Annotated in this window: 14 protein-coding genes; 1 reads left to right on the forward strand and 13 read right to left on the reverse strand. The window is 40.7% G+C overall.

What is annotated here, in order from left to right; genetic code table 11:
- Nucleotides 1-41: 41 nt before the first annotated feature.
- Nucleotides 42-2,573, reverse strand: coding sequence for a helix-turn-helix domain-containing protein (locus HCG69_RS03920; protein ID WP_221648935.1), 2,532 nt, complete (start codon nt 2,571-2,573; stop codon nt 42-44).
- Between the two features lie 170 nt (nt 2,574-2,743).
- Between HCG69_RS03920 and HCG69_RS03925 the strand changes: the two genes are divergently transcribed.
- Nucleotides 2,744-3,379, forward strand: a complete 636-nt coding sequence (locus HCG69_RS03925) for a DedA family protein (protein WP_370634116.1) — start codon at nt 2,744-2,746, stop codon at nt 3,377-3,379.
- Between the two features lie 88 nt (nt 3,380-3,467).
- On the opposite strand, the gene HCG69_RS03930 is transcribed toward HCG69_RS03925, so the two are convergent.
- The 12 genes from HCG69_RS03930 to HCG69_RS03985 form a co-directional block, all read right to left on the reverse strand.
- Nucleotides 3,468-4,352 carry a F0F1 ATP synthase subunit gamma gene (locus HCG69_RS03930; protein WP_221648937.1) on the reverse strand — a complete coding sequence of 295 codons (885 nt, stop codon included), beginning with the start codon at nt 4,350-4,352 and terminating at the stop codon, nt 3,468-3,470.
- Nucleotides 4,353-4,487: 135 nt separating this feature from the next.
- A complete protein-coding gene (atpA, locus tag HCG69_RS03935; RefSeq protein ID WP_221648938.1) occupies nt 4,488-6,074 on the reverse strand; it encodes a F0F1 ATP synthase subunit alpha in 1,587 nt (528 codons plus the stop codon).
- A gap of 96 nt (nt 6,075-6,170) precedes the next feature.
- Nucleotides 6,171-6,731, reverse strand: a complete 561-nt coding sequence (locus tag HCG69_RS03940) for a F0F1 ATP synthase subunit delta (protein ID WP_221648939.1) — start codon at nt 6,729-6,731, stop codon at nt 6,171-6,173.
- Nucleotides 6,732-6,741: 10 nt separating this feature from the next.
- Nucleotides 6,742-7,242 (reverse strand): F0F1 ATP synthase subunit B, encoded by a 501-nt coding sequence (atpF, locus tag HCG69_RS03945; RefSeq protein ID WP_221648940.1) that lies wholly within the window; start codon nt 7,240-7,242, stop codon nt 6,742-6,744.
- Nucleotides 7,243-7,384: 142 nt separating this feature from the next.
- A complete protein-coding gene (gene atpE / locus HCG69_RS03950; protein WP_002560656.1) occupies nt 7,385-7,639 on the reverse strand; it encodes an ATP synthase F0 subunit C in 255 nt (84 codons plus the stop codon).
- Nucleotides 7,640-7,703: 64 nt separating this feature from the next.
- Nucleotides 7,704-8,810 carry a F0F1 ATP synthase subunit A gene (atpB, locus tag HCG69_RS03955; RefSeq protein ID WP_221648941.1) on the reverse strand — a complete coding sequence of 369 codons (1,107 nt, stop codon included), beginning with the start codon at nt 8,808-8,810 and terminating at the stop codon, nt 7,704-7,706.
- Nucleotides 8,794-9,225, reverse strand: a complete 432-nt coding sequence (locus HCG69_RS03960) for a hypothetical protein (protein WP_221648942.1) — start codon at nt 9,223-9,225, stop codon at nt 8,794-8,796. The genes atpB and HCG69_RS03960 overlap by 17 nt, the downstream gene beginning before the upstream one ends.
- Nucleotides 9,226-9,267: 42 nt before the next feature.
- Nucleotides 9,268-9,513 (reverse strand): ATP synthase F1 subunit epsilon, encoded by a 246-nt coding sequence (atpC, locus tag HCG69_RS03965; protein WP_221648943.1) that lies wholly within the window; start codon nt 9,511-9,513, stop codon nt 9,268-9,270.
- A 17-nt stretch (nt 9,514-9,530) separates the two neighbouring features.
- Nucleotides 9,531-11,051, reverse strand: coding sequence for a F0F1 ATP synthase subunit beta (gene atpD, locus HCG69_RS03970; protein ID WP_221648944.1), 1,521 nt, complete (start codon nt 11,049-11,051; stop codon nt 9,531-9,533).
- A 564-nt stretch (nt 11,052-11,615) separates the two neighbouring features.
- Nucleotides 11,616-12,770: a DegT/DnrJ/EryC1/StrS aminotransferase family protein gene (locus tag HCG69_RS03975; RefSeq protein WP_221648945.1), complete on the reverse strand. Its 1,155-nt coding sequence runs from the start codon at nt 12,768-12,770 to the stop codon at nt 11,616-11,618.
- Nucleotides 12,771-12,783: 13 nt separating this feature from the next.
- Nucleotides 12,784-13,368 (reverse strand): acetyltransferase, encoded by a 585-nt coding sequence (locus HCG69_RS03980; RefSeq protein ID WP_221648946.1) that lies wholly within the window; start codon nt 13,366-13,368, stop codon nt 12,784-12,786.
- A gap of 4 nt (nt 13,369-13,372) precedes the next feature.
- On the reverse strand, nt 13,373-13,981 hold the full coding sequence (locus tag HCG69_RS03985; RefSeq protein WP_221648947.1) for a sugar transferase: 609 nt from the start codon (nt 13,979-13,981) through the stop codon (nt 13,373-13,375).
- Nucleotides 13,982-13,988: the final 7 nt, after the last annotated feature.

Raw genomic sequence — 13,988 nt, forward strand, 5'->3', positions numbered from 1 at the left:
GAACTAAGACGTTATATCTTAACAAAGAAATTATTCAAAAATTATGCTTTAGACAACGAGGCCATCACCAACCGGATATCTGCATACGACACGTCATCGCCCAAACCTGCTTTTATAAGCGTAATGCTTGGGGCATCGGCGTGTTGTTGTAGATACTGTGTTATTTTATTAACCTTCTCTTGTGGGACCAGATCATTAATTCTAATTACTCCCGAACGTACATAATGTTCCAGATGTCCGGCTATCGTACCGGTTACCAATTCACGGGCCTTAGCGATCTCCTCAATGTTCATACCTTGACGGAACATAGAGAAGCTCACCTCTTTCGTATCTTGCTTAGGAGTTTTAACTATTACTGTTGCATCCGGCTTTGTGGTAACTATCTCCTCTTTTATCTTTTTCTTAGAGGGCTCTGGCATCTCAGGACGTTCCACATTGTTCTCTTTCACATAGTTATTTACCATATTCAGTAATACATCCCCATATTTCTCGGCGCCCTTCTTTCCAAAATAAGGAATACGAACCAGAGAGGGCACATCCACCGGCAACAAATTGACAATACCCAATATGGCTTTCTGTTGGATAATTGTATACACAGGAACTCCTGCCTGTGCGGCTTCTGAGTTTCGCCAGGCTATCAATTGTTTATAGAGCTCAGGATGAAGAATATCGGTAGGAACTTCTATCTTATCGGCTCTCTGTCCTCCTCTCTCCCTCTTTCCTTCTCCTCTCTCTCGTCTCCCCTCACCATTCTCTTCTGTGATCGTCAATATAGCTTTCTGTTTCAAATAGGTTGATACAGAAAAGCCATGTTCCTCCGTTGAGAGCAGAGTTCCCTTTTTTACATGCAATGCCACCCGCAACACACCTAAAGCCTCGGTGATTTTCTTCTTTACCTCTTTATTATCTGTCTGTACTTTGGTTTCAGAGACCAAAGGAAAGACTATCTCCTCCAATTTTTCTCTAAAATAACGGGCACCGGATATTAAACGGCTCTGTAATTGCCGATCACCCACATAATCATCTGTCGCATTCACCAATTCTGTATACTGTAATCGAAAAGTATCTCCTACCTTCGTTATGTTTGCCTTATATAACTCATAAGTTTCTTTATATCGTTCCAACAACTTGGAATAAAGACGATAAAGATGTTCATCCAACAAGCGAAGTACCAATGCAAAATGCCGTTCCAACGAATGAAAGTCAAACTGCTCGCAAAGTAATTCATAAAAATACTGGCGTTGCAACTTATTCAACTTCTGCCGATCCGGAGACAACGCTTCCACCTCACGCGTAAAGTGATCAATTGTATCATCACTGATTATAGCCTCTTGTCTTAGCGGAGAACCCAACACCAATCCTTCCAGACTTTTACAGCGACTCAATGCCACATACACTTGTCCATGAGCAAAGGAAGCATTCGCATCAATGATAGCCCGCTCAAAAGTAAGCCCCTGGCTCTTATGGATAGTGATAGCCCATGCCAAACGAACAGGATACTGTCGGAAACGTCCCTCTACCTCTTCTGTTATCTCTTTCGTTACGGGGTTCAAGGTATATTTACTATTTGTCCACTCCTCAGTCTCTAAAAGAAAAGATTCTGCATCTCCATTACCACGTACCCTAATACCATCTTTACATACGTCTGTCACCAACCCGATCTTACCATTATAAAACCGATGCTCACCCGAAGAATCATTCTTAATAAACATAATCTGTGCCCCTTTCTTCACCGTCAATATTTCATCGGCAGGATAAGCAGACTCAGGGAATGTACCTTCCGTCTTTGCACGAAAACTATAAGGCTGTCCCGGCAACGCTATCAGCTGGCGGTCATTATACTGCTGAGCCTGATAATTATGAGTAGTCAAACGGATATAACCCTCTTCTTCTCTGGGACGAAAACCGGGAAGATAACGTTTGTTGAGTTCGGCAAGTACTGACTCATCCGCTGTATTCTCCCGTATCTTATTCAAAAGATTCAAAAAAGTACTATCACTCTGACGATATACTTTTTTCAATTCAATCGTGACATATTCTGTCTCTCTCAAAGTGCGGCTACCAAAAAAGAAAGCAGTATCATAATACGGACTCAACAATTGCCAGTCTTCTTCTTTCACCACAGGAGCCAACTGCTGTAAGTCTCCGATCATCAGGATTTGTACACCGCCAAAAGGTTTATGGCGATCACGATATTGCCGCAGTACTGCATCAATAGCATCCAGAAGATCTGCACGTACCATACTGATCTCATCAATCACCAACAGATCCATACTACGTATAATGTTAATCTTCTCTTTACCGAATTTATGAAAAGTTTGTGCCGACATAAACTTTGTATCGGGCACATAAGGTGCAAAAGGAAGCTGGAAGAAAGAGTGTATTGTCACTCCACCGGCATTGATAGCAGCAATCCCGGTAGGTGCTACGACTACCATACGTTTGGGCGATTTTGCTTTCAACTCTCTGAGAAAAGTAGTCTTTCCGGTTCCAGCTTTTCCGGTAAGAAACAGGTGGGTACCAGTATTTTCTATAAACTGCCAGGCAAGTTGTATTTCGAAATTGGTTTCCATGTATATAGTTTTTCCGTCAAAGATACTGAAAATTACAGTACCCCTGCCCCTGTAGTAAGAAAATATTAATATAAATGAAACAGAAATGTAATACTGTATGCAATTTCATTTCACAAAGCTATCCCTATCTTTGCAAACATCATTTATAAAATACAATTTTCATGGATTTTATTCAATTTATTATCGATTTCATTTTACATATCGATGTCCATTTAGCCGAACTTATAGCTCAATATGGAATATGGGTATATGCTATCTTATTCCTGATTATCTTTTGTGAAACAGGGTTAGTTGTTACCCCGTTCCTTCCGGGTGACTCACTACTGTTTGTAGCCGGTGCACTAGGCTCACTCCCTACAAACAATATTAATGTACATATAATGGCACTGGCATTGATACTGGCAGCCATCCTTGGAGATTCGTCCAACTATCTGATAGGACGATTCTTCGGAGAGAAATTATTCAGTAACCGGAACTCTAAAATATTCAAACAAAGTTATCTGGAAAAGACACATGGCTTCTACGAGAAATACGGAGGAAAAACAATTATATTAGCCCGTTTTGTACCAATAGTACGTACCTTCGCTCCTTTTGTGGCAGGTATGGGACATATGAACTACAGGCATTTTTCCGTCTTTAATGTAACCGGAGGTATAATATGGGTAGTAATTTTCATCTATGCAGGCTATTTCTTCGGTGGCCTACCTTTTGTTCAGGAAAACCTTAAATTACTCATTCTGGGGATTATTGTAGTATCCGTACTCCCAGGAGTTATTGAAGTAATAAGGAACAAGAGAAGTAAATAAACAAATACAGAGTAAGCCTATTGATAAAAATAAAGAGCAATGTAACACAATCACATTGCTCTTTATTTTTATCAATCAGTCTCCTTTACTATTTCATCGATCCACCTATAATATCCAGCAGTTCATTCGTAATAGCTTGCTGGCGTCCCTTATTATATTGCTTCGTCAGATCCTGAATCAGTTCATTTGCATTGTCCGTAGCTACCTGCATTGCCAACGTACGCGCAGCATGTTCAGATGCATTAGAGTCCATTGCAGCCGTAAAGAGTTTCTGTTTCAATACCTTCGGAATAAGATCAGCTATAAATTGCTCTCTCGAAGGCTCTACGATATAATCCTTTACCACTTTATCTTCCTCTATATCTTCTTCATGCTCCTCCTCTATTTGTGTCAGATCAATAGGTAAATAACGTTCCCGGAGCAGCTCCTGTACTCCCATCGACTTAAAATGATGATAGATCAACTCTACCCGGTCTATCTCTTTGGATACAAAAAGTTCCATCAGACGTTCGGCCAGTGCAGCTGCTTCCTGATAAGTCGGTTTATCCGCTAACTGCTGGTAACTTCCTTTGGGAACAAACCCCATCTTCTTCACAGCCTCTTCTACCTTGCGTCCAACCGGATAAATAAAAATATTATCTTGTCCCAGTTTACGATATTCGCCAACTGTATGTAGAAACATTTTAATAACATTGGCATTGAAAGCTCCGCACAGCGAACTATTGGATGAAAACATGACAATAACTACGCGTTTTACCTCTCTTCCTTGAATGTAAGGCGACTCTATAGAGAGTTCGCCACTAAGAAAGTTGCGCAAAATCTTATTCATCTGCCTTTGATAAGGCAACATATTTCCAATGGCTCCCTGTGCTTTATGCAATTTGGCAGAAGCCACCATCTTCATTGCTGAAGTGATCTTTCGTGTACTCTGTACCGAATTTATTCTGGTTTTTACTTCTTTAAGTGAAGCCATATTCTTTAGTAGTTAGAAGTTAGTAGTAAGTAGTTAGTAGTCAAGCAGTAAACAGTTAAATAGTAAGTAGCAGATAGTTTAGCGTTAAATACCGCAGCAGTATCCTACTTACTACTTAACTACTTGACTACTTAACTACTGAATAAATTGTTTAGCCACCATCTCTGCTGTTTCCCTGATACCTTTCTCTACATTTTCGTCAATGACACCTGCTTTGAGTACATCAAGTACATCTGCCTGATGATTAATGGCAAGACTCTCCTGAAAGCTACGTTCAAAATCTTCTACCTTATCAAGAGGAACATTACGCAACAGCCCATGAACACCGCAATACAGAATTGCAATTTGTTTCTCTACCGACATCGGACTATACTGCGGCTGTACAAGCAAACGGGTATTCTTCTGCCCCTTATCGATAATATGAGCAGTCACAGGATCCATATCGCCACTAAACTTCGTAAACGCTTCCAACTCCCGGTATTGTGCCTGGTCAATCTTCAATGTCCCAGCCACCTTCTTCATGGCTTTAATCTGTGCATTACCTCCTACACGCGATACAGAAATACCTACATTGATAGCCGGACGATTACCTTGGTTAAACAGATCAGTATCAAGGAAAATCTGTCCGTCGGTAATTGAAATCACATTAGTAGGAATATAAGCAGATACGTCACCGGCTTGCGTCTCGATAATCGGTAAGGCAGTCAAAGACCCACCCCCTTTTACCAATCCTTTCAAGCTATCAGGAAGATCATTCATTTCACGGGCTACTTCCTCCTGGTTGATAATCTTGGCAGCACGCTCCAACAAACGTGAATGCAGATAGAAGATATCTCCCGGATAAGCTTCACGACCAGACGGACGACGAAGGATCAGAGATACTTCACGATAAGCAACCGCCTGCTTGGAAAGGTCATCATAAACCACCAATGCATCCCGACCGGTATCACGGAAATACTCCCCGATAGCAGCACCGGAGAACGGTGAGAAATATTGCAAGGCAGCAGGATCACCAGCTGTAGCAGCAACTACAATCGTGTAATCCATTGCACCATATTCACGCAATGTATTTACAATAGAAGCAACAGTAGAACCTTTCTGCCCAATAGCAACATAGATACAATATACAGGTTTACCGGCCAGATAATTATCGCGCTGGTTGATTATAGTATCAATAGCAATGGCTGTCTTACCTGTTTGGCGGTCTCCAATAATCAACTCACGTTGCCCACGACCGATAGGGATCATAGCATCAACTGCTTTCAGCCCGGTCTGCAACGGTTGATTTACCGGCTGACGAAAAATAACTCCCGGCGCTTTACGCTCCAGTGGCATTTCATACAACTGTCCTCCAATCGTACCTTTACCATCCAATGGTTCCCCCAACGGATCAATAACACGCCCTAACATGCCCTCTCCTACACGGATAGAAGCAATACGTTTGGTACGTTTGACGATATAGCCCTCTTTGATTTTATCTGTAGGTCCCAATAACACAGCACCCACATTATCTTCTTCCAGATTCATCACAATGGCTTTAATACCATTGTCAAACTCCAGCAATTCATTCGCTTCGGCATTGCGCAATCCATAGATACGCGCCACACCATCACTGACCTGCAACACTGTACCTATCTCATCAAGTTGCACGCGTGTATCAATGCCTTCAAGCTGACGGCGCAGAATATCGGAGACTTCGCTTACTTTTATATTTTCAGACATGGTTCTATTTACAATTTGATAATTTACAATTTACAATTTACAATTTACACTCTTACCGCATGGCAAATTGTAAATTGTAAATCGTCCAATTGTAAATTATACGATTCTTCTGTTCTTATCAATAAATTGTTGTTTCACTCGTTTCAGCTGGGTAGTTATACTGGCATCAAGACGATAATCATTGACATCGAATATAAAACCACCTTCAATAGACGGGTCTATTACGGTTTCCAGTTCCATTTGGGCATGAAGAATCATACCTGCAGAGTTACGTATCCGTTCTTCTGTCTCTTTGTTGACCGCTACTGCTGTAGTAAGCCTACCCACTCCAATGTGTTTCAACTTCCGGTATAAATCCAGAAAAGATAAACAGATAAACTGCAGAAACTGTTCCCTGTTGTTTTTCAATACCAAAGTGACGAAACGTGAAAACTCACGACTTACTTTCTTATCACCGGTAGCTGCCGTACAAATCAATGAATACTTCTCCCGAATGTTCAAAACAGGATTTGCCAAAGCTTCCCTTAGACGGGGAACTGCACAAAGGCTCTTCGACAACATTTTCATCTCTCTGTAAAGCACATCTTCCGTATGTTTTTCCTTCGCATATTCAATCAGTGCTTTGGCATAACGCATTGAAACAATTCCTATATCCATACTCTTTCACTTAATTCTTGTTGTCCAACACTTCATCCAGCATCCGGTCTATCATAGCCATCTGCTCACTATCTTCATCCAGATTTTTACGGATCACCTTTTCGGCAATATCCACCGAAAGTAAAGCTACCTGGCGACGAATATCACGAATAGCTTCCTCCTTTTCAACCTGAATCTGCTTCTTCACCTCATCCAGTTCTTTCTGAGCTGCGGCTTCTGCTTTTTTGCGGGCCTCGTGAATAATTTTATCACGCTCCTGCATGGCCTCTTTCAAGATACGTCCCTGCTCCTTGTTAGCGGCAACCACAAGTGCTTCACCCTGTTCTTTGAGTTTAGCCAACTGGGCATTCGCCTCCCTTGCCACCTCCAGAGACTGGTCGATGTATGTTTTACGGCCATCCACCATCTTGACGATAATAGGAAAGCCATATTTTGCCAATACAACGAACACAATCCCAAACGAGAGAAGCATCCAGAATAACAGGCCACTATCGGGTAATAACAATGACATAAATTTATTTACAATTTACGATTTACAATTTACGATTTAATACTCTCTACTCTTCTATTTACAAGATACAACTTACAAATCACCAATCGCCAACGTCATAACCGCATGGCAAATTGTAAATTGTAAATTGTCTAATTGTAAATTACAAGAAGAATACCAACAGACAAACAACTACTGCCAACAAAGCCACACCTTCAATCAGCGCAGCTGCAATAATCATATTCATACGAATATCGCCTGAAGCTTCCGGTTGACGTGCAATAGCTTCCATTGCCGAACCACCGATTTTACCAATACCCAAACCTGCACCGATAACGGCAAGACCAGCTCCAATTGCTGCTCCCAACTTTCCGATAGCAGCACCTGCGGCTGCTTGTAATAAGACTGATAGTAACATAATTTTCAGTTTTAAAATGGTTTATATTATTAATTTAAAATTCAGATTAGTCTAACTCACTTTTTTATTCAGTAGCTTCTTCCGACTTTCCACCCTCTTGTGCCAATCCGATAAACACAGCAGACAACATGGTAAATACATAAGCCTGAATGAAAGCCACCAATAGCTCAAGTGCATTCATAAATATATTGAACAACACAGAAGCAACAGTCAACGTACTATTCAAGGCAGGCCCCATACTTGCCGAGATAAAGATAAGACAAGTCAATACCAACATCGCCATATGTCCCGAAAGCATATTTGCAAACAGACGGATCATCAAAGCAAATGGTTTGGTAAATACACCGAAAAACTCAATAAATGGCATCATCGGTATAGGCACTTTCAACCACCAGGGTACATCAGGCCAAAAGATATCCTTCCAGTAATGTTTGGATCCGAAGATATTTACAGCAAGGAAAGTACAGATAGCCAGCACCATTGTTATGGCAATATTACCTGTTACATTCGCTCCTCCGGGAAAGAAGGGTATCAATCCCATAATATTATTAATGAAAATAAAGAAGAAAGCTGTCAATAAATAAGGAGCAAATTTTTTATAATTAGGACCAACACAGCTCTTTATTACATCATCATGTATCATCATGATAAACATCTCCATAAAGCCTACAAAACCACCTGGAGCCGCTGCACCCTGTTCACGTTTACGATACCAATGTGCCACACCTAAAATAATGATCAGTAGCAGAGCACTGTTTATCAACAATGACAACGTAACTTTAGTAATAGAAATATCCCATGGACGTATTTCCTCACCAGCTGCATCATGTTCTATTATTTTGCCCTCATACCGGCTTCCTGCGGGAGCAATAGAAAATCCTTCGTAGGTTCCTCCATTCTCTTCTAATCGTGAAGATAAAAATGAATGCCAGCCACTATTAGAACTGTACACAATCACAGGCAATGGAATTGTTATATGAGTATCCCCCCACGTAGTGATATGCCACTCATAGGAGTCTCCTATATGTCCAAAGACTATGCTCTTCACATCAACCGTGTTCTCCTTTTGCTCCTGAGGGGTAACATCCTCTTCCTGCGCTACTGCAGGAGAAGCAATCAGCAACCCAAGTATGAGGAGTAATCCTGTGAATATGTTATGCAACTGTTTCATTTTTTGTTTTATTTTTCTTTTGTCGTTTCTTATTCAGTTCATAACCGGCAAAGAAACTTGTCTCAAATATCAAATACAGCAGATAGTACACTATAAAAGTAAGCATAAATGCCACTGCCTCTTCTCTAACTACCATACAATAAATAACAAGTACTATAACAGACAAAATCATTTTAAGCACTTTCATTGCCAAATGCAGCAACAACATCTTGTCCGGAGCAAACCTCCTGCAAGCATCGAACATATAAATATTAAATACTCCAAAAATATAGAAGTATACCGGAATTAACGGATATCCTCCAAAATAATGTTCGGGTACCAAAGAAAAGTAAGTCACACCACCTACCCCACTCAATAAAAGAGTAAGGATCGTAAGATAGAGCAAATACTTACGCTTCGTTAAACTTATGTTCATCTTATATCGCTGTGTTTTTCTGTTAATCTTATTTTTGTCTTGTCAGGAGATGCACACGGAAACCGTTTCATCGCTCATCTCTACAAAACCACCTTCAATATCAAGCGTACACTCTTCATTATCCTCCATCACATAACTCAGTTTTCCTTCCTTTAAAGAAGAGACAATCGGAGCATGCTGTGGCAGAATAGTGAACGAACCTATAACTCCGGGCAGCGTCACGCTATTCACTTCCCCATTATATATCTCTTTTTCCGGAGAAACAATACTCAAATGCAGCCTTTTCATTAACTATTATTTTTTAATTATTTATTTGCCTGTTCAAGCAACTGCTTACCCTTCTCAATAGCTTCTTCTATCGTACCTACGTTCAAGAAAGCCTGTTCCGGCAAATTATCAACTTCACCATCCAGAATCATACGGAATCCTTTTATAGTATCCTCTATAGAGACCATCACTCCCGGCACTCCTGTAAACTGCTCAGCTACAGCAAAAGGTTGCGACAGGAATCTCTGTACACGACGCGCACGGTTTACAATTGTACGGTCTTCATCCGAAAGTTCCTCCATACCCAAAATAGAGATAATATCCTGTAATTCCTTATTACGCTGAAGAATCTGTTTTACCCTTTGAGCCACCTCATAATGTTCCTGCCCTACGATATGCGGATCAAGAATACGAGAAGTAGATGCCAACGGATCTACGGCCGGATAAATACCCAATTCCGTAATTTTACGGTCGAGTACGGTTGTTGCATCCAGATGCGTAAAAGTTGTTGCCGGTGCCGGGTCAGTCAAGTCATCAGCCGGTACATATACAGCCTGTACAGAAGTAATGGAACCATATCGGGTTGAAGTAATACGTTCCTGCATAGCTCCCATTTCCGTAGCCAAAGTCGGCTGATAACCTACCGCCGAAGGCATACGTCCCAACAATGCTGATACTTCAGAACCTGCTTGTGTAAAACGGAAAATATTATCAATAAAGAACAGAATATCCTTCGGACCTTCATCTCCCGAATGCATATCACGGAAAGACTCAGCTACTGTAAGTCCCGATAAAGCCACTGAAGCACGTGCTCCCGGCGGTTCATTCATCTGACCGAACACCAGAGATACCTGAGATTTCTCCACTTCTTCATAGTCCACCTTCGAAAGATCCCAATGTCCTTTCTCCATGCTTTCCTTAAAAGCTTCTCCATAGCGTATAACTCCGGACTCAATCATCTCACGAAGCAAGTCATTCCCCTCACGCGTACGCTCTCCTACTCCGGCAAAAACAGAGAATCCGTTATGCTTTTTAGCAATATTATTGATTAGCTCCTGAATAAGCACCGTTTTACCTACACCAGCACCACCAAACAAACCAATCTTACCACCTTTTGAATAAGGCTCCAGCAAGTCGATTACTTTGATACCTGTATAGAGTACTTCCTGTACAGTTGTTAAATCTTCAAATTTAGGGGGATCACGGTGAATAGAATAAGCTCCTTTACGGCTGAGTTCTCTCATACCATCAATAGAGTCGCCAACGACATTCATGAGTCGTCCTTTAATTTGCTCACCTACCGGCATAGTGATAGGGCCACCTGTCGGATATACTTTCATACCACGTTGCAGTCCATCGGTACTATCCATTGCAACGGTTCTTACCGTATTTTCACCAATGTGTTGCTGCACCTCTACAATCAGAATTTTGCCATTCGGTCTTCTTATCTCCAATGCGTCGTGTATACTTGGCAACGCAATCTCAGCTTCCGTAGTTTCAAAGTACACATCAACCACAGGTCCGATTACCTGAGAGATATGTCCGATAATCTGTGACATAAGCAATCTTTTTATATATTATTTTCTAAACTTCATAGTATAGTAAGCCGCGTTTTTACCAACTTTACTATAAACATAACATCTGAGTTTTTCTTTTGTTCACTAACGTATACAAACGAGTAGTTAAACAAACAACTGTGCAAATGTAGAAACAAATGTGATTCATTATTCTGATTTGCTTTTTTTTTGTTTTAGATAACATTCGTTAGTCTTAAAAATCCTACTTTTTGACCTAAATTTACAGTAAACCAGAAGTATTATAATCAAAATATCATTCAGAGATTTATTTCATCAAAAAAAACGTTTTCACACAAAAGAGTTTTTTTCTTTCTACGACGGAGTCAACAGATTAAGTTAAAAGAGAAAAAGTAAAATAGACAACGAGTTTCGTGTCCGAACACGCAATAATTCTATATATAATGCCGATCACATAAGAAATACAACAGCAATAGAGTATAAAAAAGACTATATTAATTTTTGCAAATAATAAAAAAATCTCCCGGCAGATTCTTTTTACAGATCTACCGGGAGATTACTTTATTTTTATAATGTAGAATGGAGTTACTACATCCCTACAATCACTTCTACTACCCTTCTGATATCATCATCGGTCAACGTAGGTCCCGAAGGCAGACACAAACCGATATCAAACAAATGCTCACTCGTACCGTTTCCATAAAAAGGAGCATCCTTAAATACCGGTTGCAGATGCATCGGCTTCCACAACGGACGGGTCTCTATATTCTCTGTATCCAGCTTCAGACGAATATCCTCACGGGTTTTACCTGCTATCGAAGGATCAACCAGGATACAAGTCAGCCAAAAGTTAGAATTGAAATTATTGTCTGGGTTTTCCATAACAGTTATCCCATCTATATTCTTAAAGAGCTCTGTATACAAAGCATGAATCGCCCGTCTGCGTGCCACATGTTCCTCCAGCACAAACATCTGTCCACGGCCAATACCCGCACAAATATTGCTCATACGATAGTTATAACCAATATGTGTATGCTGATAATGCGGAGCTGCATCACGAGCCTGTGTAGCATAAAACTTTGTAAGTTTAGCTTCCTCTTCCGTTTTACACACCAAAGCACCACCACCCGAAGTAGTGATCATCTTATTGCCATTGAAAGAAAGTGCAGCCAATTCTCCAAACGTACCACATTTCCGCCCGTTCAATTCCGAACCTAAGGCTTCAGCAGCATCTTCCAACACGGGGATGTCATAACGTCCGGCTATCTCCATAATCTCATCCATCTTGGCAGGCATACCATACAGATGCACGGGAAGAATTGCTTTCGGAAGTTTTCCTGTTTTTCTCAAACGGTCTTTGATAGCCTCCTCCAATAATACGGGATCCATATTCCAGGTATCCGTCTCACTATCCACAAACACAGGTTTTGCTTCCAGATAAGAAATGGGATTGGCAGAAGCAGCAAAAGTGAAACTTTGGCAAATCACTTCATCTCCCGGTTTTACACCAAGAAGTATTAATCCTAAATGAAGTGCAGCCGTACCGGCACTCAATGCTACAACCCTTCTATCACTGTCAATTGTCAATTGTCCATTGTCAACTAAGAATCGCCTTAGCGATTCTTCAAAGGCGTCTACGTTAGGTCCCAAAGGAACAACCCAGTTCGTATCAAAAGCCTCTTTTATAAAGTCTTGCTCACGGCCACCCATGTGAGCAAGCGAAAGCCAGATTCTCTTGTTCATTTTATTTCTATATTTATAAGTTCTTTATTATCTTACAGCGATTACCCACCGCCAATACATGATCCGGAATATCTTTGGTTACAACAGAGCCAGCGCCTATCACACTCCAACTACCAATTTTCACACCCGGAGCTATTGTAGATCCGGCACCAATCAACGTACCTTCGCCCACATATACATTGCCACAAAGTGTAGAGTGTGGAGCGATGTGTACATAATCACTTATTACGCAATCATGATCAACCGATGCACCAGTATTAATGATACAATGCTTCCCAATACTGACACAAGATTGAATAATGGCACCCGGCATTACAACGCTACCTAAATGAATGTTTGCGACTTGTGAAACAATAGAAAGCGGATGAATAGCCCGGCCGAACTCTACTGACAACATCTTCGCTATATTAGAACGTATCCTGTTGTTTCCGATACTGATTATCAACGGTCCCCGGACTTCCGACGGACGTAGTACGGGATAGTCAAGAAGATGAGTAAGCGACTCATCATCGTCAAACAAAGCTTCAATCGATTCATGATTAGCTTTTAAAATATCAATGATCACTTTGGCATGACCACTTGCACCATATAAATACATTCGTTTAATTATTTCCAGTAAAAGGTTCCATTGTAACAGAAGTATCAGAACTGATTCCTTCACGAACAAAAACTTTCCTGATAGTCAAGAGGAAAATCCTCAAATCCAACAGAAAAGAACAATGATCCACATACCACACATCCAGTTCAAACTTCTTCGTCCACGAGATAGCATTACGACCATTCACTTGAGCCCAGCCTGTTATACCCGGACGAACTTCGTGACGCCGAGCTTGCTCTTTATTGTATAAAGGTAAATATTGAGGTAATAAAGGACGAGGCCCTATCAAAGCCATATCACCTTTTAGCACATTTATTAATTGGGGTAGTTCATCAATAGAAGTAGAACGGACAAACTTACCAACTTTTGTCAGACGCTGTTCATCAGGTAAAAGACAACCTTTTGAATCACGCTCATCCGTCATGGTTTTGAATTTTATAACTTTGAAGATTTTACCATCTCTGCCGGGACGATTTTGCAAGAAGAAAACGCCCGCACCTTTATTAGCAAAATGTAACCAAAGAGCAATAATGAAAAGTACAGGACAACAAATCACCAAAGCACAAAAAACAAGACTAAAGTCAATTAAACGTTTCAAAAAAGAACGATACATATATTAT

The sequence above is a fragment of the Bacteroides sp. K03 genome, from assembly GCF_019734355.1.
In the GTDB taxonomy this organism is placed as follows: domain Bacteria; phylum Bacteroidota; class Bacteroidia; order Bacteroidales; family Bacteroidaceae; genus Bacteroides; species Bacteroides nordii.